The sequence below is a fragment of the Streptomyces sp. NPDC051738 genome, from assembly GCF_044453205.1.
Taxonomy (GTDB): Bacteria; Actinomycetota; Actinomycetes; order Streptomycetales; family Streptomycetaceae; genus Streptomyces.
Window position 1 is genome coordinate 494,698 of record NZ_JBITCM010000002.1, and the last position, 21,242, is coordinate 515,939.

At 71.8% G+C, this 21,242-nt stretch carries 19 protein-coding genes and 1 tRNA gene; 14 read left to right on the forward strand and 6 right to left on the reverse strand.

What is annotated here, in order from left to right:
- The first annotated feature begins 177 nt into the window (after positions 1-177).
- On the forward strand, positions 178-1,665 hold the full coding sequence (locus tag ACIA8X_RS06770) for a hypothetical protein (RefSeq protein WP_393457581.1): 1,488 nt from the start codon (positions 178-180) through the stop codon (positions 1,663-1,665).
- A 62-nt stretch (positions 1,666-1,727) separates the two neighbouring features.
- On the opposite strand, the gene ACIA8X_RS06775 is transcribed toward ACIA8X_RS06770, so the two are convergent.
- Entirely contained in the window at positions 1,728-2,324 is a 597-nt protein-coding gene (locus ACIA8X_RS06775) for a histidine phosphatase family protein (RefSeq protein ID WP_393457578.1), read from the reverse strand.
- 187 nt (positions 2,325-2,511) lie between these two features.
- Here ACIA8X_RS06775 and ACIA8X_RS06780 point away from each other — a divergent pair, with 187 nt between their 5' ends.
- The 7 genes from ACIA8X_RS06780 (at position 2,512) to ACIA8X_RS06810 (ending at position 9,127) form a co-directional block, all read left to right on the forward strand.
- Positions 2,512-3,567, forward strand: a complete 1,056-nt coding sequence (locus ACIA8X_RS06780; RefSeq protein ID WP_399457912.1) for a phosphatase PAP2 family protein — start codon at positions 2,512-2,514, stop codon at positions 3,565-3,567.
- Entirely contained in the window at positions 3,518-4,693 is a 1,176-nt protein-coding gene (locus ACIA8X_RS06785) for a hypothetical protein (RefSeq protein ID WP_393457572.1), read from the forward strand. Before ACIA8X_RS06780 ends, ACIA8X_RS06785 begins: the two co-directional genes overlap by 50 nt.
- On the forward strand, positions 4,684-6,291 hold the full coding sequence (locus tag ACIA8X_RS06790; RefSeq protein ID WP_399457913.1) for a hypothetical protein: 1,608 nt from the start codon (positions 4,684-4,686) through the stop codon (positions 6,289-6,291). The genes ACIA8X_RS06785 and ACIA8X_RS06790 overlap by 10 nt, the downstream gene beginning before the upstream one ends.
- Positions 6,288-7,622: an AAA domain-containing protein gene (locus tag ACIA8X_RS06795; RefSeq protein ID WP_393457566.1), complete on the forward strand. Its 1,335-nt coding sequence runs from the start codon at positions 6,288-6,290 to the stop codon at positions 7,620-7,622. Before ACIA8X_RS06790 ends, ACIA8X_RS06795 begins: the two co-directional genes overlap by 4 nt.
- A 282-nt stretch (positions 7,623-7,904) precedes the next feature.
- Positions 7,905-8,270 carry a hypothetical protein gene (locus ACIA8X_RS06800; RefSeq protein ID WP_393457563.1) on the forward strand — a complete coding sequence of 122 codons (366 nt, stop codon included), beginning with the start codon at positions 7,905-7,907 and terminating at the stop codon, positions 8,268-8,270.
- A gap of 148 nt (positions 8,271-8,418) precedes the next feature.
- Positions 8,419-9,063 (forward strand): bifunctional DNA primase/polymerase, encoded by a 645-nt coding sequence (locus ACIA8X_RS06805; RefSeq protein ID WP_393457560.1) that lies wholly within the window; start codon positions 8,419-8,421, stop codon positions 9,061-9,063.
- Positions 9,054-9,127: transfer RNA gene (locus ACIA8X_RS06810), tRNA-Lys, on the forward strand. The genes ACIA8X_RS06805 and ACIA8X_RS06810 overlap by 10 nt, the downstream gene beginning before the upstream one ends.
- Before the next feature lie 134 nt (positions 9,128-9,261).
- Here the strand turns inward: ACIA8X_RS06810 and ACIA8X_RS06815 are convergent.
- Positions 9,262-10,629 carry a M6 family metalloprotease domain-containing protein gene (locus ACIA8X_RS06815; RefSeq protein WP_393457557.1) on the reverse strand — a complete coding sequence of 456 codons (1,368 nt, stop codon included), beginning with the start codon at positions 10,627-10,629 and terminating at the stop codon, positions 9,262-9,264.
- Between the two features lie 376 nt (positions 10,630-11,005).
- Between ACIA8X_RS06815 and ACIA8X_RS06820 the strand changes: the two genes are divergently transcribed.
- On the forward strand, positions 11,006-12,829 hold the full coding sequence (locus ACIA8X_RS06820; RefSeq protein WP_393457554.1) for a putative bifunctional diguanylate cyclase/phosphodiesterase: 1,824 nt from the start codon (positions 11,006-11,008) through the stop codon (positions 12,827-12,829).
- Positions 12,830-12,882: 53 nt separating this feature from the next.
- On the opposite strand, the gene ACIA8X_RS06825 is transcribed toward ACIA8X_RS06820, so the two are convergent.
- The 3 genes from ACIA8X_RS06825 to ACIA8X_RS06835 all read right to left on the reverse strand — a co-directional run bounded on the left by ACIA8X_RS06825 (position 12,883) and on the right by ACIA8X_RS06835 (position 15,808).
- Positions 12,883-13,986 (reverse strand): LLM class flavin-dependent oxidoreductase, encoded by a 1,104-nt coding sequence (locus ACIA8X_RS06825; protein ID WP_399457914.1) that lies wholly within the window; start codon positions 13,984-13,986, stop codon positions 12,883-12,885.
- Positions 13,987-14,270: 284 nt separating this feature from the next.
- A complete protein-coding gene (locus ACIA8X_RS06830) occupies positions 14,271-15,002 on the reverse strand; it encodes a decarboxylase (RefSeq protein WP_399457915.1) in 732 nt (243 codons plus the stop codon).
- Positions 14,999-15,808, reverse strand: a complete 810-nt coding sequence (locus ACIA8X_RS06835) for a decarboxylase (protein ID WP_393457657.1) — start codon at positions 15,806-15,808, stop codon at positions 14,999-15,001. The genes ACIA8X_RS06830 and ACIA8X_RS06835 overlap by 4 nt, the downstream gene beginning before the upstream one ends.
- A 183-nt stretch (positions 15,809-15,991) precedes the next feature.
- Here ACIA8X_RS06835 and ACIA8X_RS06840 point away from each other — a divergent pair, with 183 nt between their 5' ends.
- Together ACIA8X_RS06840 and ACIA8X_RS06845 are read left to right on the forward strand one after the other, a co-directional pair.
- A complete protein-coding gene (locus ACIA8X_RS06840) occupies positions 15,992-16,987 on the forward strand; it encodes a D-2-hydroxyacid dehydrogenase (RefSeq protein WP_393457545.1) in 996 nt (331 codons plus the stop codon).
- 23 nt (positions 16,988-17,010) lie between these two features.
- Positions 17,011-18,429, forward strand: a complete 1,419-nt coding sequence (locus ACIA8X_RS06845) for an amidase (RefSeq protein WP_399457916.1) — start codon at positions 17,011-17,013, stop codon at positions 18,427-18,429.
- On the opposite strand, the gene ACIA8X_RS06850 is transcribed toward ACIA8X_RS06845, so the two are convergent.
- Positions 18,410-18,904 carry a DUF3830 family protein gene (locus ACIA8X_RS06850; protein ID WP_393457539.1) on the reverse strand — a complete coding sequence of 165 codons (495 nt, stop codon included), beginning with the start codon at positions 18,902-18,904 and terminating at the stop codon, positions 18,410-18,412. The genes ACIA8X_RS06845 and ACIA8X_RS06850 overlap by 20 nt on opposite strands.
- A 23-nt stretch (positions 18,905-18,927) precedes the next feature.
- Here ACIA8X_RS06850 and ehuB point away from each other — a divergent pair, with 23 nt between their 5' ends.
- Genes ehuB through ehuD form a run of 3 tightly spaced genes read left to right on the forward strand, consistent with a single transcriptional unit; the run spans position 18,928 to position 21,235 of the window.
- A complete protein-coding gene (ehuB, locus tag ACIA8X_RS06855; RefSeq protein WP_393457536.1) occupies positions 18,928-19,866 on the forward strand; it encodes an ectoine/hydroxyectoine ABC transporter substrate-binding protein EhuB in 939 nt (312 codons plus the stop codon).
- Positions 19,866-20,588 carry an ectoine/hydroxyectoine ABC transporter permease subunit EhuC gene (gene ehuC, locus ACIA8X_RS06860; protein WP_393457533.1) on the forward strand — a complete coding sequence of 241 codons (723 nt, stop codon included), beginning with the start codon at positions 19,866-19,868 and terminating at the stop codon, positions 20,586-20,588. Before ehuB ends, ehuC begins: the two co-directional genes overlap by 1 nt.
- Complete coding sequence (gene ehuD / locus ACIA8X_RS06865; protein ID WP_393457530.1) at positions 20,585-21,235, forward strand: ectoine/hydroxyectoine ABC transporter permease subunit EhuD; 651 nt, start codon at positions 20,585-20,587, stop codon at positions 21,233-21,235. The genes ehuC and ehuD overlap by 4 nt, the downstream gene beginning before the upstream one ends.
- Positions 21,236-21,242 lie beyond the last annotated feature (7 nt).

The following is a 21,242-nucleotide window of genomic DNA, read 5'->3' on the forward strand; positions in this document are numbered from 1 at the left end:
TGGCAGTTCATGGCAGATCACGTATGAGATATCCGGTTTGTAGCTAAACCCTGCGTGGCGGCTCCGCTACAGCAGGTACGTTCTTGCCCGCCGGAGACAAGGGCACCAGACGGATTGTTCGGTCCAACTCGTCCTCGTCCCGGCATGGTTCGACGGTTCGCACGAGAGGACCCGGCCATGGCGTCGTCAGAGCTGACCTCGTCCCAGACCCCCAGGCCGCCGCGGCCGAATCTCGCGTTCCGGCAGTTGCGCGGACAGCGCTCGCCGGCCGAGTTCGCCGCAGCGGTGCGACGGGCCGCCCACGAGATCGGCGAGCAGGTCAGCTGTGACGCGCGCTACGTCGGGCGGGTCGAGGCCGGCGAGATCCGCTGCCCCAACTACGCGTACGAACGGGTGTTCCTGCACATGTTCCCCGGCCGCACGCTCACCGACCTCGGCTTCGCGCCCCGCTCGTTCGTACGCGGACGCCGGGCGCATGCCGACGAGGACGCGCTCCCCACTCACACCACGATCCCGGCGCGCACCTCGAGTGAGACGTGGGGAGCCCACGAGCCGTATGACCCGCTGAACCCTCAGGACCCGTACGACCCCCACGACCCGTACGGCGCACAGCAGAACCACCAGAACCACGAGATCCACGAGGAGAGCGACGTGCTGCGTCGCGCATTCATGACCGGCGGGGGCGCCACAGTGGCCGCCGCCTCGCTGAGCCCCCTGGGGCTCGCCTTCGACGCCGCGGCCGCCGAGCGTCCCGTCCGACATGTCGGGGGGCGCGAGGCGGACGCGCTCGAAGAAGCCGTACGCCATATCCGGCTGCTCGACGACCGGCACGGCGCCGACGGCCTCTACCGGCGTGCGGCCACCCCGCTGCGCGCCGCCTACGCGCTGCTCGACGCCGGTACGACCCGGCAGGCGATCGGCGACCGGCTCCACTCGAGCGCGGGTGAACTGGCCATCTCGGTGGGATGGCTGGCGCACGACTCGGGGCGGTTCGACGACGCTCGCTCGCACTACGCGGAGGCGCTGGCGACGGCCCGAATGGCCGGGGACCCGGCCCTGGAGGCGCACGCCTTCTGCAATACGTCCTTCCTCGCGCGGGACACGGGCCGGCCCCGCGAGGCCGTGCGGGCTGCGCAGGCCGCGCAACGCGCCGCGCGGCCCTTGGGCTCCTCCCGCCTGATGTCCCTGCTCGCGCTGCGCGAGGCGGGCGGCTGGGCCGGGCTCGCCGACCGCACCGGCTGCGCACAGGCCCTCGCCCGCGCGCAGGCCCTCTTCGCGCGGGGCGGCTCGGACTCAGACCCCGAGTGGATGAGCTTCTACGGCGAGGCCGAGCTGGAGGTCCTGGAAGCGCAGTGCTGGTCGACGCTGGGCAACTGGCGGCGGGCGGCACGGCACGCCGAGCGGGCGGCACAGCTGCAGGATCCGCACTTCACGCGCAACATCGCGCTGTACATGGCGGAACTGGCTGACGACCTGGCCCGCGGCGGACGACCCGACGAGGCGGCGGCGGCCGGGATGCGGGTGCTGGATCTGCTGGACCAGGTGCAGTCCTCGCGGGTGCAGACGATGCTGGCGGGGACGGCGCGGGTGCTGCTGCCTCACCGGCGGGCGGGCGGGGTGTCGGCGTTCCTGGAGCGGCATGCCTCGGCGCCGCGTACGGCGTGACCCGTACGGCCTGACCGGTACGGCCTGACCGGTACGGCATGACCGGTTCAGCCTGCCAAGAGCTAGGCCGCGAGATGCCCCAGGTCGTTCCAGCTCTCGATCGCCGGCTCCCCGTACGCCCACCCCAGCACCGACAGGGACGTCGGGTTCAGGCGGATGCGGGCCGCGAAGTCGAGCGGGAGGCCCAGCCAGCGCGCGCCTATGGACCGCAGTATGTGCCCGTGCGCGAAGACCAGCACGTCTCGGTCCTCCTCACGCGCCCACGCCACCACCTCGTCCGCCCGTGCCGTCACCTCGGACAGGGTCTCGCCCTCGGGCACGCCGTCGCGCCAGATGAGCCAGCCGGGCCGGACGGCCTGGATGTCCGCCGGGGTCATGCCCTCGTACGCGCCGTAGTCCCATTCCATGAGCGTGTCCCAGGCACGCGCGCGCTCGCCGAAGCCGGCGATCTCGCACGTCTCACGCGCGCGTGCGAGAGGGCTGGTGCGCACCTCGACCCCCGCCAGCCCGTCGTACGGCGCCCTGTACAGACGTTCGCCGAGGAGCTTCGCGCCCCTGCGGCCCTCCTCCAGGAGCGGCACATCCGTCCTGCCCGTGTGCTTGCCGGACAGTGACCATTCGGTCTGTCCGTGCCGGGCCAACAGGATGCGCGGTGCCATGGAAGGGGCCTTCCGGGAGAAATGAGAGGCGGAACCCCTCCATCATCGCGCACGCTGTGCCGGGGCAACCGGGCGGGCGATCTACGCGTCTTGAGGGCCAGGGCGCCCGCAGGGGGCGCCCGCATACACCGTAAAGTGGTACGACCGGTCGACCGGGGCGCCGCGAAGAGAAGGGGGAGGCGATCGGATGCCGCACGCCGAGACAGCTGGCGTGGAGGCGACGCCGCGGACCCGCCTGCGCTGGTGGACCGAGCTGCCGCTGATATTGCTGGTCTACGCCTGCTACTCGGCGGGGCGCCTCCTCGCCCGCGGCGACGTCAGCCACGCCGTGGACCACGGCATCGCGATCCTGGACATCGAGAAGGCCCTGTTCCTCAACGCGGAACACCCCCTCAACCGCCTCTTCACCCGCGAGCCCTGGATCGGCGTCCCGGCCGACTTCTGGTACGCGTCGCTGCACTACCTCATCACGCCCGTGCTCCTGGTCTGGCTCTTCAGATCGCGCGCCGTGCACTACCGCGCGGCCCGCACCTGGCTGATGACGTCGACCTTCATCGGCCTGATCGGCTTCACCCTGCTGCCCACCTGCCCGCCCCGACTGCTCGCCGAGGGCTACGGCTTCGTGGACACGATGGCCCAGTACAGCTCGTACGGCTGGTGGGGCGGCGAGGCCAGCGCACCCCGGGGCATGGGCGGCATGACGAACCAGTACGCGGCCATGCCGAGCCTGCACGTCGGCTGGGCGCTGTGGTGCGGCGTGATGCTGTGGCGGTTCGGCGGGACGCGGCTCACGAAGGTGGCCGCGGTCGCCTACCCGCTGATCACCACGATCGTGGTGATGGGCACCGCCAACCACTACTTCCTCGACGCGCTCGCGGGCGCCGCCGTGATGGGCGTCGGGCTGCTGCTGGCGCCGTACGTCATGCGGACCATGGACCGGGCGCGGGCCCGGTTCGCGGCACGGGTCGTGCCCGCTGCGGCCGCCACGACGGCAGCGACGGCAGCGGCGGCAGCGACGGCCACCACGGTCGCGCAGGGCCCCCGTGACACGGTCGCGGTCGACTCCGGCGACCCCGTCCCGGTCGGCTCCGGCACCACAACTTCCTCAAATGTCAGTGGCGGATGCCAGACTTCCGCGGGTGAGCGAATTCCACGGCAGCGCGAGTCCCGCCTCGGATCCGGAGCCGAGCCGAGTGCCTCTCCCCAGGATGCGGGGGACGGCGCTCCGGCACCGGCTCGCTGAGCTGCGCGGCCCCGACGTACCGGCCAAGGCGCTGGACGCGCGCGCCCTGGCCGCCCTCGCCGCCAACCCCGGCTGCAAGCGGCGCGCGATCCTGGACGGCGCCGGGGTGAACAAGGCGGCGCTGGCGAGCGCGCTGGGCTCGCCGTCGGCGTTCGGGCAGTCGCAGTTCGCCCTCACGCGCGGGAACGCCTTCGAGGCCAAGGTCAAGGCGGACGGCGGCGCGGAGCTGCTGCGCCTGGTGCACGAGAAACTGGACCGCACCGCCGAACCGCCCGCCCACGCGCGTGTGCCCGAACTCACCGCGACCGGCCCCGAGGGCCGGACGGCCCGTACGGCGCTGGCGCTGCGCGAGGCCACCGAGGCGAGCGGCGAGTGGACCCTGCTCGACCATCCGATGCTCGCGCTGGACGTGGCCGGCACGCCAGCCTTCCTGGAGCCGGACGCGGTCGTCGTGCACCCGGACGGCAGCTGGACGGTCGTGGAGATCAAGTCCTTCCCGATGCTGGACGGCTCGGCGGACCCGGCGAAGGTGGGCGCGGCCGCCCGGCAGGCGGCGGTGTACGTGCTGGCGCTGGAGCAGGTCGCCGCCCGGCTGGATCCAGCCCCGCGCGTGCGCCACCGGGTCCTCCTCGTCTGCCCCAAGGACTTCTCCAACCTCCCCACCGCCTCGGCCGTCGACATCCGCAAGCAGCGCGCGGTGACCGCCCGCCAGCTGGCCCGCCTCACCCGCATCGAGGACATCGCCGACGCCCTCCCCACCGGCACCTGCTTCTCCCCCGACCTGCCCACGGCCGACCTCACGGCCGCCGTCGAGTCGGTCCCGGCGACGTACGCACCCGAGTGCCTGTCCGCCTGCGAGCTGGCCTTCCACTGCCGCGCCCGCTCCCGCGCGTCCGGCGCGGTGACGTCGCTGGGCCGTTCGGTACGGGCCGAGCTGGGCGGCCTGACGACCGTCGAGGACGTCCTGTCGGCGGCCCGCGGCGAGACCGGCGACCCGGACGACCCGGCGGTGGCCGCCCTGCGCAGGGCGGCGCGGCTGCGCGCCGAGGCCCTCGGCCAGGGAACCCGGGATCCCGGTCGGGACACCCTGCCCCTCGGCCAGGAGGCGGTGGCCCCGTGTCTCTGATCGCCACCCTCGCCCGCCTCGAAGCCGTCAGCACGGGCCGCGCCCAGCCCGCCGCCACCGTCCGCCACCGGCGTCTGTCCGACCGCCCCCTGGTCTTCGTGCCCCTCACCACCGCGGGCGAGGCCGGCGCCCCGCTCGGCGCGCTGGTCGGCACGGACCGGGACGCCCCGCACCTGCTGGTCGTACCGCAGCCGCGCGACCGGGACCTCAGGTTCGCGTTCCTGTCCGAGCTGGCGGACATCGTGCTGCCGTACATCGACACCTACGCCGATGACGTGGAGGCCGCCGAGCGCAACGAGACCGACCCCGAGACCGGCAAGCGGGTCAAGGTCGAGGTCGAACTGTGCGCGGACGCCCCGCAGTTGATCGTGCCGAGCCGTGCGGGCATCGATTTCGTACGGCTTCTCGGCCGCTCCATGCGCTTCAGGCGTACGGCGGAGCAGGACCCTGAGACCCCCTACCCCGCGCCCCCGCGCGTGCCGTTGCTCGGTCGCTGGCTGACCCACTTCGGCGAGCGGGCCCGGGTGCCCGGCTCCTCGCTGCTCCTGGCCATGACGGACGTGCTGTCCCGGCACTGGACGACCGGCCAGTCCACCCTGGAGGACCAGCACCTGGGCGCGCTGCTGTCCTGGATCGCCCCGCCGGAGGGCGAGACGGGTGCCGAGGCGGCGCTGCGGGCGGAACTCGCGCGGGACGCCCAGGGCCAGTTGCTGTGCCCGCCCGCCGGTCCCGCGACCGACCCGGCGTTCGACAACAAGCTGCTCGCCCCCGCCATCGAGCGCTACGACCGCGCGCGTACCGCCCTCGCCGCCGCCGAGGACGGGCTGGAGGCCGACGACCGGCTCGGTGACCTCACCGCCGCCGAGCGGGAGATCCGCGCCCTGGTCGAGAGCCGGACCCGGCCCACCTGGGACGCGGTGTGGCGCGGCCTCGACCTGCTGCGGGAGCTGCCGGAGGCCGGCCGGGTCGAGGAGCGGTGGACCCGGGACCGCTGGTCGTTCACCGGCCACCGCGACCGCGTCCTCGCGGGTGAGCCCCCGCAGCCGCGCCGCGACGACGCGGTCACCGCCGCGAACAAGCTCGCCGCGCGCGAGCGGGAACAGGCCCGACTTGAGGCGCAGGAGGCGCTCGACGATCCGCTGGTGATGGCGGGGCGGCGGCTGACCGGGGAGGCGTTCGCGGGCGAGGTCACCGAGGTCGTGATGGCGTACAGCGAGGGCAAGCGGCCGAGCCCGCGCCCGCTGGTCACCGTCCGCACCGACGACCGGCCGCATCTGGGCGAGCGGGCCAAGGTGTTCCGGTCGCTGGGCGGGAAGCCGCAGTCGGCGGAGTTCGTCGGGTACGAGGGGGACGTCGAGGACGGGGGCGGCGCGTACGTGGTGCTGCGGGTGCTGGACAAGATGGGCCGCGGCAAGGAGCCGGAGGAGGGATCCGTGCCGGAGAAGGGCGACCTGGTCTGCTTCACGCTGTTCGAGCACGAGCAGCGGGGCGGCGCGAAGCTGCCCGACCCGGAGGAGACGCCGTGGACGCACGGCGGGCCGCCCGGCGAGCAGGCATCCGAGGCCGCCGATCCGCTGACCGAGGAGGACGTGCTGTGACCGCCGTGTTCGACCCCGGTGCCGCGGCGACCGAGGCCACCGACGCGATCCTCCACGACACCCTGCACGGCACCGCGCGCGGTGTCGTCGTCGACTCCCCGCCCGGCGCCGGCAAGTCCACGCTCGTCGTCCGCGCGGCCCTGGAACTCGCCGATGCCGGGCGCCCGCTGATGGTCGTCGCGCAGACCAACGCCCAGGTCGACGACCTGGTGCTGAGGCTCGCCGAGAAGAACCCCGAGCTGCCGGTGGGCCGTCTGCACAGCAGCGACGCCGACCCGTACGACAAGGCGCTGGACGACCTGCCGAACGTACGCAAGTCGGCGAAGGCGGCGGAGCTGGGCGGGCTCGCGGTCGTCATCTCCACGGCGGCCAAGTGGGGGCACGTCAAGGTCGACGAGCCCTGGCGGCACGCGATCGTCGACGAGGCGTACCAGATGCGCTCGGACTCGCTGCTCGCGGTGGCCGGCCTCTTCGAACGGGCGCTTTTCGTCGGCGACCCGGGCCAGCTGGACCCCTTCGCGATCGTCGGCAGCGAGCAGTGGGCGGGGCTGTCGTACGACCCGTCGGCGTCCGCCGTCACCACCCTGCTGGCCCACAATCCGACCCTCCCCCAGCACCGCCTGCCGGTCTCCTGGCGCCTCCCCGCGTCCGCCGCGCCCCTGGTCTCCGACGCCTTCTACCCGTACACGCCGTTCCGCAGCGGCACGGACCACGGCGACCGCCACCTGGCCTTCGCGGTCCCGTCGGACGGCTCGGGCCCCGACCGGGTGATCGACGAGGCGGCGGAATCGGGCTGGGGCCTGCTGGAGCTGCCCGCCCGGCACACCCCGCGCACGGATCCCGAGGCGGTACGGGCGGTCGCGGCGGTCGTACGGCGCCTCCTGGACCGGGGCGGCGCGGCGACGTCGGAGCGCTCGCCGGATCCGGCGCCGCTGACCGCCGACCGGATCGCGGTCGGCACGGCGCACCGGGACCAGGCGGCGGCGGTCCGGGCGGCACTGGCCGAGCTGGGCGTGGCGGACGTCACCGTGGACACCGCGAACCGTCTCCAGGGCCGCGAGTACGACGTGACCGTGGTCCTGCACCCCCTCTCCGGCCGCCCCGACGCCACCGCCTTCCACCTGGAGACGGGCCGCCTGTGCGTCCTCGCCTCCCGCCACCGCCATGCGTGCATCGTGGTGTGCCGGGCCGGGGTGAGCGAGCTGCTGGACGACTATCCGTCGACGGAGCCGGTGCAGCTGGGCACGGTGGTGAAGTTTCCGGATGGTTGGGAGGCGAATCACGCGGTGTTGGCGCGGCTCGCCGAGCATCGGGTGGGGTGGCGGCCGTGAAAGGAACCGCACTCACGCCATCAGGGCTGCTCAGGGCGCCATCCATCTGCCGGACGCCCACCGCGGCAGCGGCATATCGATACCGCGGCACGCCGCCGGAGGCGGCCAATGAATGCAGCCCGGATGGTTGGGAGGCGAATCACGCCCTGTTGGCGCGGCTCGCCGAGCATCGGGTGGGGTGGCGGCCCCGTTGAGAGAGCCCCATTGACCTGCGTCACACGCCTACTTGCGCGGGCGCGGGACAATGGACGGTGGACCGGTTACGTACGAGGAGGACACAGCATGGCGGAGCCCACGCCGCGTCGGAACGAATCGCGGCTACGCCCCGCGCCCCTGCTCTTCGAGCCCGCGGAGGTAGCCTCCGACCCGGAGCACTTCTTCGACCTGGAGTCGATCGACGACCCCCGTGCGCTGCTGGCGCGGGCGACCGAGCTGACGCAGGCGTTCCGGGCGGCGACGGACCGTGCGGTGGAGTTCCAGGCCATCGCGGCGGCCCAGCTGGCGGACCCCCGGCGGTTCGACCGGCTGACGCCCGCCGACATCGCGGCGCGGGCCGAGTGGACCGAGGACTACGCCAAGAAGATGGTGGAGTTCGGCCGGGATCTGATGCGCGGGGTCGAGGGGCCGGGGCACGTCGACCCCGTGTGATCAACCCTGCGACCGTCTCTGCGATCGTCCCCGCGATCACCCCCACGGCATATGCCAGGCGGGCAAGATACCCGCTCCTCCCGTCCCCTGTCCGGCTTTTCGGCAACCCTCGGAAACCGGGCCCTCACCGTCGGTAGATGTATCCGTCATGAGCCGCACACGGGACGACCTCTTCACCGACCTCTTCGCCGACCAGTCCGACGCCTGCGTCGACGTCCGCGCCGACGCCTTCGGAGTCACCGGCGTCACCCCCGACGGAGCCGCCTGGCTCGCGTCGGCGGGATCGTATCCGCGCAGCATGCTCGCCCTGTGGGCGGAACGTCCGCACGCGCCGGTGGTCCTACCCTGCGGCTCCGTCTTCGACATCGTCAACACCCCGGCGATCTTCGGGCGCCGCATGCTCGACCGGCTGTGGGACGAGGGCCCGGGGACGGGCCCGGTGGCCGCCTTCCGGGGGCGGATCCTGATGTTCGCCGCCCCGGGCACCGCCCAGCGGCTGCCCTCACTGCTGCGCTGGGAGGAGTTCAGCCGCACGGACGGCATTCCGCCGCTGCTGTGCCACGGCACCGGCGACGCGGTGACCGTCCCTGCGCCGGCGGACACCTATGCGGCGTCCCCGGCGCCCTCCGAGACCCGCTGGCTGGTCGCCCCGGACACCCGTAATCCCTGGTTACCGGGCCCGGAGGTACTGCTCTGGGCGGCCGTACGGGCGGCCCGCGCGGCCGTTCGGATTTCGATTTTTCCCCACGCCGACCAGGATGCTAAGGTCTACGACGTCAGCAGGCGCCGCTAGCTCAGTTGGTTAGAGCAGCTGACTCTTAATCAGCGGGTCCGGGGTTCGAGTCCCTGGCGGCGCACGACAGTGAAAGCCCCTCGCGGAAGCGAGGGGCTTTTCGCATGCGCCCGGTGCGCGCCACCACCACCGTCCGCGAGCGGCGTACGCCCGCCCTTACCGGCGCACCGCGACCGGCACGCCCCCCAGAACCTGCTCCTATCCGCCGCGAGCGCTGCGCGCCGGTGCGATCTTCACCGTCCACGCCCCCGAAGCCGTACGCCCCTCCACCTCCACCCGTACGCCCTCCCCCGGCACCGTGAAGCTCTCGCCCAGCCCGACCGGCGCGTCCGCGAGCGGTGGATACACCGACTGCTCCCAGCAGGCCTCGGTGTGCGGGTGGGCGTCGATCACCTCGACCGGGCCGCCGCCGGACTCGGTCTGGCTGCGCACCCGGTACACCAGCACCCCCTGTCGGCAGGCCTGCATGTCGTTGCCCACCGGGCCGCGCACCTCGAAGGCGAGGGCGCTCTCGGGGCCGGTGCGGACGACGGCGAGCTTGATGCCGTTGCCCAGCCCGAAGCCCGGTACGGCGCCGACCGTGCCGGGCGACCCGAACGAGCCGACGGCGCCGGGCGCCCCGACCGCCCCCGCCTGCATCGGAACGCCACCCCCCACCGCCAGCGGCTCCAGCGTCAGCCGCGCGCCCGCGGCCCTCGCCCCTTGCACGCACACCACCTGGCGCCGCTCCAGCCACCCCAGCTTCCACTTGTGCCAGCCGAACAGGTCCGGAGCCATCCCGAACTGGCTGCCCATCAGGTCCCAGTCGCCGACGTAGGTGTCCCAGTCGCCCTTGCCGTCCATCGGGCGGTGGTACAGGTCGGGCAGGTCGAAGACGTGGCCGGTCTCGTGCGCGAGGACCAGCCGGTCCGGCGGATGGTTCTCGAACACCGTGACGACGCGCCGGATGTCGGCGCCGTCGGCGTGCAACGGGGTGTCCAGGTTGACGACCTTCGTGGCGTCCGAGTCGACGCCGGGCGCGTCGGGATCGGCGACGAAGTACACGACGTCGTAGCGGGAGAAGTCCACCTCCTGGTCCGCCGCGGCGAGCGCGTCGCGCAGATAGGTGGCCCGGTCGTCCACGCTCCAGTCACGCTTTATGGCGTACGCGGTCGACGGGCGCGGCATCCGGACCCAGTGCCGCAGCGGATGCGGACGCAGGGTGAATCTGCCGTAGGAGGCGCGTTCGAAGAAGTGGGTGGTGGCCGGGAAGTGGTCGGCCGTCAGTTCGGCGGGTGTCGTGTGGGGGGCCGCGTCCGGGAAGGACAGGAAGATCATGACCGCGTCGAGCTTGCGGGTGGGGCGCGGATAGGCGGCGTTCCAGGTGTTCAGGCCTTCGGAGTGGTGCGCCTCGGTGCGCTCGAGGGCGCAGGCCGCCGTGTCGAACGGTTCGGCGGCCGAGGGATCCGTGATCAGGGAGGTCGCGGCGAGCGCCGACATGGTGGTGAACACGGCGGCGACACCGCGCAGTCGGGGCCATTCCCGCAGCCGACCCATGCCGGGGAGCAGGGGGAACTGACGCGGCACGTGGACCTCCGGGGCGGTTCGCGGGACACCGCACCCAGCCTCTGTCAGATTGTCGTACTACGTCCTGTTTGCCTGCGCCGGACGGGTGAGAGGCCCGAGAGACCGCCGGAACCGACACCCCGGAATCGCTCACGGAACGTCACAACCGGTCGAGGGGCCGAAGAAGCCGTCCAGGTGCGAGCAGAAACGATCTGTCGGAAGGTCGGCTCACCGGGGAACACTGAACAGTGGGTGGAAGGGCCGGGGACCAGCCTCTATGATCGGCACACTTTCCTGACACTTTCCCTGCACGAACAAGGCCCGGCGGCCCACAGCCTCCCGGCCCAACATTCCGATGAGACCCATCCGAAGATCGAGTGCACTGCGGGAGCGAGCGGTGAGCGGAACGCCCGAATGGCCGACACCTGCGGCAGACCTCATCGGGCCGGCCGTCACAGAGAGTAACGCGCAGCCATCACCCGGTACCGAGGTGCCGCCCTACTCCGCCGCCTTCTCCGCCGCGCCCCTGGCGATGGCCGTGGTCGACCGAGAGGGCCTGGTCACCGGCGCCAACCCCGCCCTCGCCGACCTGCTCGGCACGGCACCCGGGGAACTGGCCGGTTCCGTAGCCGCGGACCTGGTGGACCTCGCCTCCGACGCCCGCACCTGGCACGCGTACCTCGAAGTACTGCGCGGCCGTCAGGCCAGACTGCGTTGCACACGCCGTCTCAAACACCCGGACGGGCACTCCCTTTGGGCCCAGGTCACGGTCGCGCCCCTGCCCGACGCGGAGCTCGGCGGTGGTGTCCTGCTCTCCGTCGCCGACATCAGCGCCCACCGCGAACTCCAGGCCCGGCTGCGGCACTTGCAGATGCACGACCCGGTGACCCGGCTGCCCAACCGCACCCTGTTCTTCGAGCGCCTGACGACGGCACTGGAGGCGGAGTCGTACGAGGACAGCGGCACCACCGGCCGAATCGGCCTGTGCTACCTGGACCTTGACGGATTCAAGGCGATCAACGACACCCTCGGCCACCGGGTCGGCGACAGCCTGCTGGCCGGCGTGGCCGAACGGCTCACGCGCTGCGCCGAGGAGGCGGGGTACGCCCGGTCGAGCCCGCTGCTGGTGGCCCGGCTCGGCGGCGACGAGTTCGCCCTGCTCGTGGAGGACTCGACGGGCACCGAGCAACTGGCCGACCTCGCCGAGTCGGTGCTCGAAGCCCTACGGGCCCCCTTCGACCTCTCCGGCCGGCGCCTTTCGGTGTCGGCGTCGATCGGCGTGGTGGAACGCCAGGCGGCCGGCACCACCCCCACCGCGCTGATGCAGGCCGCCGACACGACGCTGTACTGGGCGAAGGCCGACGGCAAGGACCGCTGGACGCTGTTCGACCCCGAACGCAACGCCCACCTCATGACCCGCCAGGCCCTCTCCTCCACCCTCCGCCCGGCCATCGAGCGGGGTGAATTCGCCCTGGAATACCAGCCGTTGGTGAGCATGGAGGACGGCCGGCTGCGCGGCGTCGAGGCACTTGTCCGCTGGAAACATCCTCAGTTCGGCGTACTGGCGCCGAATCGGTTCATCGGACTGGCCGAGGAGGACGGCTCCATCGTGCCGCTCGGCCGCTGGATCCTGACGACCGCCTGCCGTCAGGCGCGCGCCTGGCAGGTGGCGCACCCCGACGAGCCGCCGATCTTCGTGAGCGTGAACGTCGCGGTGCGGCAGGTCTGGGACTCCGACCTGGTGGCGGACGTGGCCCGCATCCTCGCCGAGACGGAACTCGCCCCGCACCTGCTGCAGCTGGAGCTGACCGAGTCGGCCGTGATGGGCTCGGCGGGTCGGCCGCTCCAGGACCTCCAGGCGCTCAGCGACATGGGCGTACGCATCGCGATCGACGACTTCGGCACCGGCTACTCGAACCTGGCGTACCTCAGCCGGCTGCCGGTCTCGGTCCTGAAGCTGGACGGTTCCTTCGTACGGGGCTTCCAGTACGAGAGCGACAACAGCGCGGCCGTGCCGCCGAACCCGGCCGACGAGGTCGTCGTCGAGGCGATGATCCAGCTGGCCCACCGGCTGGGGCTGACGGTCACCGCGGAGTGCGTGGAGACGCTGGCGCAGGCCTCGCGGCTGCGGCGGATCGGCTGCGACACCGGGCAGGGGTGGCTGTACTCGCGGCCGGTGCCGCCGGATCGTATTTCCGAGTTGTTGGGTGTGCGGGTGTGAGGAGGGCAGGGCGAGGGGGCGTGACCGGGTGGGCGGGCGTGCCGGGGGCGTGATTACGCCGTCGGCAACCCGTAGGCGTCCGCGATGAGTTCGTACGAGCGCAGGCGTATGTCCATGCCGGGTGCGTTGCTCGTGATCATCAACTCGTCGGCGCCGGTGCGCTTCTGGAGGTCGTCCAGGCCTGCGCGGACCTCGTCGGGGGTGCCGTGGACGACGTCCGCGTTCCAGGAGTCGGCGAACTCGCGCTCCATCGGCGTGAATTCGTAGGCCTCGGCCTCCTCGGGGGTGGGGATGAGGCCGGGGCGGCCGGTGCGCAGGCGGATCATGCTGAGGGCGGCGGCCCTGACCTGGCGGCGGGCCTCCTTCTCGTCGTCGGTGGCGAGGGCGGAGACGCCGATGAGGGCGTACGGCTCGTCGAGGACGGCGGAGGGCCGGAAGGACTCTCGGTACAGGTCAAGGGCCGGGACGGTGTTGCGCGCGGAGAAGTGGTGCGCGAAGGCGAAGGGCAGGCCGAGGACGGCGGCGAGGCGGGCGCTGAAGCCGGAGGAGCCGAGCAGCCAGATCGGGGGGCGGTGCGGGGACTGGACGCCGCCGGGTGACGTCGCCTGGATGGGGCCGGGGATGGCGTGGATACGGCGGTAGGGGTGGCCGTCGGGGAAGTCGTCGTCGAGGAAGCGGGTGAGCTCCGCCAGTTGCTCGGGGAAGTCGTCGGCACCTTCGCCCAGGTGGTCGGTGCGGCGGAGGGCCGCTGCCGTGGCACCGTCCGTGCCGGGAGCGCGGCCGAGGCCGAGGTCGATGCGGCCGGGGGCCATGGCCTCCAGGGTGCCGAACTGCTCCGCGATGACGAGGGGGGCGTGGTTGGGGAGCATGACGCCGCCGGAGCCGAGGCGGATGCGGGTGGTGTGGGCGGCGATGTGGGCGAGGATCACGGCGGGGGACGAGGAGGCGACGCCGGGCATGGAGTGGTGTTCGGCGACCCAGTAGCGGTGGAAGCCGCGGGATTCCGCTCGGCGGGAGAGTTCGACGCTGGTGCGGAGGGCGTCGGTGGCGGTGCGGCCTGCGCTGACCGTGACGAGGTCCAGTACGGAGAGGGGGACGGGGGCGGTGCCCTGTGCGGTGCCTCGGATCTCGTCGGCCTGGGTTTTGTCTGCCGCCACGGGTGCCTCCTGTGGTGATGCGGTGCGCTGTTCTGCCCGGCGTTAACAGGAGGGAGGCTCCGGTTTATTCCCGGTGTGTTTTCTCGCCCCCGCCGCCCCTACCCGTCCCGTCCCTGGGGGCTCCGCCCCCAGACCCCCGTTTCGGCCCTGAAGGGGCCTCGTCCTCAAACGCCGGACGGGCTGAACTACTCAGCCCCTCCGGCGTTTGAGGAGCGGGGTCTGGGGCGGAGCCCCGGAAGGACGGGAAGGGTAGGGGCGGCGGGGGCGAGAACCGTCCCCGGGCGCTACACCTGCACGATCGGCTCCTTCGTGAACAGTGCCCCCAGTTCCGGGGCGTTCACCCGGCGGTCTGTCAGGCGTAGGGCCTCCCAGACCGTGACCTGGTTCGCGGTGAGGACCGGCTTGGTGAGGTGGTGTTCCAGGGCTGCGAGGTGGGACGCGGTGTGCAGGGCCGTGTCGGGGAGGAGGATCGCCTCGGCGTCGGGGTGGTCCGCCTCCCTGGCCAGGGCGAAGAGTTCCTCGTCGCCCCAGGTGCCGACCTCCGCCGCCGTGATGATTCCGGAGCCTCGGACCGACAGCACATCGATGCCCGCCGCCCGCAGGAAGTCCGCGAAGAGCTGCGCCACGTCGTCGGGGTACGTCGCCCCGATCGCCACCCGCCGCACCCCGAGCTCCCGTACCGCGTGCACGAAGGCGAAGGACGTCGACGACGCCGGCATGCCCGCCGCGACGGCGAGGGTGCGCACCTGCTCATGGGCGCCCTCCCAGCCGTACACGAAGCTGCCGGACGTGCACGCCCACACCACCGCCTCGGCACCCGTCAGCCGCAGCGCCTCCACGCCCGCCGCGAGGCGCTCGGCCGAGCCCATCCGGAGCAGTGCGTCCACCCGGTGCGCGTCCTCGCCGATGTCGGTGTGCACCAGGTCGACCCGGATGTCGCTGGCGAGCAGCTGCTCGATGCGTGGGTAGTCGTCCTCGGCGGAGTGGCCCGGGTAGAGGAATCCGAGTGCGGTCATGTCGGCCCTTCCTGCTGTTGTTCTTCGCCCGGCACGTTCGGCAGTGCTTCGGGGAGCACGGGGCCACCACGCGCCGCCGGATCGATCAGCGCCTGATACGCCCCCACCGCTCGGGTACCCAGCCGACGCAGTGCGGCCCACATCGTGACCTGGTTGGCCGAGAGAACCGGGATGCGCAGTTCCGCCTCCAGCTGGGGGATCACGTCGTAGGTGGGGAGGTTGGTGCAGCTGATGAACAGCGCGTCCGTGGGCCCCCGCACCGCCCTGTGCGCCATGTCGGCCACATCGCGGTACGGCACCTTCCAGATGTGCCGTGTCAGCCCCATGAACTCGCACCCGGTGACCGCGACCCCCGCCTCGGCCACGTACTCCTCCAGCGCCCGCGTCACCGACACGGTGTACGGCGTCACCAGCGCCACCCGCCGTACGTTCAGCTCGGTCAGGGCCTCCAGCAGCGCCCCGGAGGTGGTGACCGCGGGCACCGCGCCCGCCTGTGTCATCGCCTCGCACATGGCCCGCTCGCCCGCGATGCCGCCGACGAAACTGCCGGAGGTGCAGGCGTAGGCGACCACCTCGGGTGCGACCGCGGTCAGGGTGCGGACGCCGTCGCCGAGCGTCTCGTGCTCGCTGACCAGACGGGCCAGATCCAGGCTGACCTCGACCGGGACGAACGGTGTTCGGGTCAGATGCAGGGAGACCTCGTCCGGCACCCAGCGCCACAGTTCCCGGTCCAGCGCGAAGTCGAAGGGGGCGACGACTCCGACACCGCGCTGCGGGCAGGGTCCGCCAAGGAAGGAGATGTCCATGGAGCTCATGGCAGGCACCGTCCTCACTACGAGAAACAGGTGAGCAACGGACCGTATGTTCGCCCGTGTTGACGAAGGTAGGTTCGGGTGCGAGCGTGGTCAAACCTCGCATGTCAGACGGCTGGCACTTCCAGTAAAACCCCGAGAAACGGCACCCGCACCCCTCTGGAGAAGCGACCCCGAATGACCGCATCCACCCCCGGTCCGACCCCCGCCTCCAACCCCGCCCCCGCCTCCCCGCCCACCCTCCTCGTCCTCGACGCCGATCCCCTCCCCCGCCTCGGCCGCCTCACCGGCCGCGCCCGCGTCGAGCACGCGGACGAGTCGACCCTCGCCGCGCGGCTGCCCCACGCCGACGTCCTGCTGGTCTGGGACTTCACGTCGCATGCCGTACGCCACGCCTGGCCCGGCGAGGGCCCGCGGCCGCGCTGGGTGCACACGGCGAGCGCGGGTGTGGACCATCTGATGTGCCCGGAGCTGACCGCGTCCGACACCGTGGTCACCAACGCGCGCGGGATCTTCGACCAGCCGATCGGCGAGTACGTCGCCGCGCTGGTGCTGGCGATGGCGAAGGATCTGCCGAGGACCCTGGAGTTCCAGCGCGGCCGGGAGTGGCGGCACCGCGAGGGGCAGCGGGTGGCGGGCACGCGCGCGTGCGTCGTCGGATCCGGTCCCATCGGTCGTACGATCGCCCGCACGCTCAAGGCCCTCGACGTCACCACCGCGCTGGTCGGCCGGACCCCGCGTACCGGCATCCACGGCCCGGACGATCTCGACCGGCTGATCGCCCGCGCCGACTGGGTGATCGCCGCCGCCCCGCTCACCGAGCAGACGCACGGCATGTTCGACACCCGCCGCTTCGGCGTCATGCAGCCCTCCGCCCGGTTCATCAACGTCGGGCGCGGGCAGCTTGTCGTGGAGGACGCCCTGGCCGAGGCCCTCACCAGGCGCTGGATCGCGGGGGCCGCGCTCGACGTCTTCGAGCACGAGCCGCTCGGTCCCGACAGCCCGTTGTGGGGGCTTCCGGGGCTGATCGTCTCGCCGCACATGAGCGGGGACACGATCGGCTGGCGGGATGAACTCGGCAAGCAGTTCGTGGAGCTGTACGAGAGGTGGGAGGCGGGCAGGCCACTGCTGAACGTGGTCGACAAGCAGCGTGGGTACGTACCCGGACGCTGACGTCTACGGCTGGAGGGCGACGCATGACGGATCTCACCGAACTGACCGCCGTACAACTCCTCGACGGCTACCGAGAAGGGCGGTTCAGCCCCGTCGACGCCACCCGTGCCGCCCTGGAGCGTGCCGAGCGGATCCAGCCGGAGGTCAACGCCTTCGTACGCCTCACCGCCGACGAGGCGCTCGCCCGGGCCGCCGAGTCGGCCGAACGCTGGCGGCGCGGCGCACCGGCCGGGCTGCTCGACGGTGTCCCGGTCACCGTCAAGGACATCCTGCTGATGCGCGGCGGACCCACGCTGAAGGGCTCGAAGACCATCTCCGGGAAGGGGAGTTGGGACGAGGACGCCCCTTCCGTGGCCCGGCTGCGCGCGCACGGCGCCGTCTTCCTCGGCAAGACCACGACCCCCGAGTTCGGCTGGAAGGGCGTCACCGACTCGCCCCTGTCCGGTGTCACCCGCAACCCCTACGACCCGACCCGCACCGCCGGCGGCTCCAGCGGCGGCGCCGCGGCGGCCGTGGCCCTCGGCGCGGGGCCGCTCGCGCTCGGCACCGACGGCGGCGGCAGTGTCCGTATCCCGGCGGCGTTCTGCGGCATCTTCGCCCTGAAACCGACGTACGGCCGCGTCCCGCTCTACCCCGCGAGCGCATTCGGCACCCTGGCCCACGTCGGCCCGATGACCCGCGACGCGGCCGACGCGGCCCTGCTGCTCGACGTCATCGGCACGCCCGACTCCCGCGACTGGTCCGCGCTCCCGCCCGCGCCCGGCTCCTTCGTGACGGGGCTGACCGGCGGCGTGCGCGGTCTGCGCGTCGCCTACTCGCCCTCCCTCGGCGGCCAGGTGGCGGTGCGCCCGGCGGTCGCGGCGGCGGTGCGGCGGGCGGTGGAGCGGCTGGCGGGGCTGGGGGCGTACGTCGAGGAGGCCGACCCCGACTTCACCGACCCGGTGGACGCCTTCCACACCCTGTGGTTCACCGGGGCGGCCCGGGTGACCCAGCATCTCGGACCGCACCAGCGGGAGTTGCTCGACCCGGGCCTACGGGAGATCTGCGGCGTCGGCGCCCGCCTCTCGGCGCTGGACTACCTGGCCGCGGTCGACGTCCGTATGGAACTCGGCCGCCGCATGGGCCGCTTCCACGACACCTACGACCTCCTCGTCACCCCGACCCTCCCGATCACCGCCTTCGAGGCGGGCGCGGAGGCCCCCAAGGGCTCGGGACATCGCAGGTGGACGGGCTGGACCCCGTTCACATACCCCTTCAACCTCACCCAGCAGCCGGCGGCCACCGTCCCCGTCGGCAGGGACGGGGACGGTCTGCCGATCGGCCTGCAACTCGTGGCCGCCCGGCACCGGGACGACCTGGTGCTGCGGGCGGCGCACGCGCTGTACGAGGCCGGGATCGCCGGAGTCGCGGGGGTCGCGGGAGTCACAGCCTCCGGAAGCTGAGCGACTCCCCCAGCGCCCCGGACCGCCACAGGTCGTTGCAGCCCTCGGCCATCTCTTCGAGGCCCTCGACGACCTGGCCCCAGACGATGCCGGGCACCCAGCCCACGTCGCCGTTGAGGAGCAGGTTGTTGCGCTCGTAGAACAGGGCCAGGTCGACGAGTGTCGTGCCGGGGCGGACCTCGCGGTCGTAGCCGTAGGACTTGGTGCTCAATTCGGTGCCGGCGAAGGAGAAATAGCAGAGATCTCCTGGAATGGGGGTGATGGTCGGGTTTTCCAGGGGTGGTTCCGATGTCGCGAACGGTGGGAACAGGGCGTAGATCTCGTTTCGGGCGTATTTCGCGTGATAGACGTCGCCGCTCAGCGGAAGGGCGTCCCACACGGCCGCGCAGGTGACGGGTGCGCGATCGTCCAGCAGTTTTGCCGTGCAGGTGATTCCACGCTTGACCAGCGAGACTTCGAGGTAGCGGTCAGCCATGCCTTCCATAGTGCATACATCGCATGGTCTCGGGTAGCCGCGCCGCCATGGCTCCACCTAATGGGAACGACAGAGACACACCTGGGACCACGCGCCGATCGCTGCTCGCGGGGGTGGCGGCGCTCGGCGCGCTGGGGGCGGCCGGCTGCACCCGTGTGGCCACCGCATCGACCGAGGACGGCGGCGACCTGCTCGACCGCATGAAGGCGGCGGGCGTCGTACGGCTCGGTATAGCGGGGGAGATCCCCTTCGGTTACATCGACAAGAACGGCGATCTGACCGGCGAGGCGCCGGAGTTGGCCAAGGTCATCTTCAAGCGGCTGGGCATCGACCGGGTGCAGCCGGTGCCGACCGAGTTCGGGTCGCTGATTCCCGGGCTCAACTCGCAGCAGTTCGACGTCGTCGCCGCCGGGATGTACGTCAATCCCGAGCGCTGTGAGCAGGTCATCTTCTCCGACCCCGACTACCAGATGCTCGACTCCTTCATCGTGCGCAAGGGGAACCCCAAGGGGCTGCACGACTACAAGGACGTCGTCGAGAAGAAGGCCAAGTTCGCCACCGGGACCGGCTACGCCGAGATCCAGTACGCCGTCGAGGCGGGGTACAAGGAGGGCGACATCCTCATCGTGCCGGACCAGGTCGCGGGGCTGAACGCCGTCGAGGCGGGGCGTGTCGACGTCTTCGCCGGTACGGCGCTGACCACCCGGGAGGTCGTCAAGAAGTCCGGCAAGGCGGAGGCCACCAAGGCCTTCGCGCCCCTCGTCGGCGGCAAACCGCACGTCGACGGCGGCGCGTTCGCCTTCCGGCCGACCGAGACGAAGCTGCGGGACGCCTTCAACGTGGAGCTGCACAAGCTCAAGAAGAGCGGGGAGCTGTTCCGCATCCTCAAGCCCTTCGGCTTCACCGAGGCCGAGATGACCGACCTCACCGCGAAGGAGCTGTGCGCAGGGGGGACGGGCTGATGACCTCGGGACTCTGGGAACTCGTACTCAAGGGGATCTGGACCACCGTCCAGCTGCTCGTCCTGAGCGGGCTGCTGGCCGTGGCGGTCGCCTTCGCCGTCGGCATGGCCCGTACCCACCGGCTGTGGATCGTCCGCTTCCTCGCGGGCTTCTACACGGAGGTGTTCCGCGGGACCTCCGCCCTGATCATGATCTTCTGGGTGTTCTTCGTCCTGCCGGTGGCCTTCGGCTGGCAGCTGGTACCCCTGTGGGCGGGCACGCTCGCGCTGGGGCTGACGTACGGCGCGTACGGCGCCGAGATCGTGCGCGGCGCGCTGAACTCCGTCGACCCGGCGCAGCGCGAGGGCGGCATCGCACTCAGCTTCACGCCATGGCAGCGCATGCGGCTGATCCTGCTGCCGCAGGCGGTGCCGGAGATGATCCCCTCCTTCACCAACCTGCTGGTGGAACTGCTGAAGGGCACCGCGCTGGTGTCCGTGATGGGCATGGGCGACCTGGCCTTCAGCGCCAACCTGGTGCGGCTCGCGCTGCAGGAGAGCGCCGAGATCTACACGTACATCCTGCTGATCTACTTCGTCATCGCCTTCCTGCTCACCCGGGGGATGCGCGGACTGGAACGCAAACTCAAGGCAGGGCTGGGCAAGCCGGTCGGGCGTACGCCCGACCAGGAGCTGCACCGTCCTGAGACGACCGGCGTGGGCGCGGGAGGTTCTTTCTCATGACCTGGGACTGGGGCGCTGTCGCCGACTTCATGCCGCGATTCTGGGACGGGCTGCTGCTCACCCTGCAGATCCTGGCCATCGGCTCGCTGATCTCGTTCGCGCTCGGCCTGGTGTGGGCGCTGCTGATGCGCACGCCGACCCGCTGGGTGCGCTGGCCGGTAGGGGCGGTGACGGAGTTCATCCGCAACACCCCGCTGCTGGTGCAGTTGTTCTTCCTCTTCTACGTGCTGCCCGAGTGGGGCATCACCTTCTCGGCGCTGGCCACCGGCGTCTTCGCGATCGGGCTGCACTACTCGACGTACACGATGCAGGTCTACCGGGCCGGCATCGAGGCGGTGCCCGTCGGCCAGTGGGAGGCCGCGACGGCGCTGAACCTGCCGACGACCAGGACGTGGCAGGTGGTGATCCTGCCGCAGGCGATCCGCCGGGTCGTGCCGGCCCTCGGCAACTACGTCATCGCCATGCTCAAGGACACCCCGATCCTGATGACGATCACGGTCATGGAGATGCTCGGCTCGGCGCGGCTGTTCGCGCAGGAGAACTTCCAGTTCACCGAGCCCCTGACGGTCATCGGAGTGGCCTTCATCTTCATCGCCTATCCGGCCTCCCTTCTCGTACGAGCCTTGGAGCGACGCCTTGTCCGCTGACACCCCT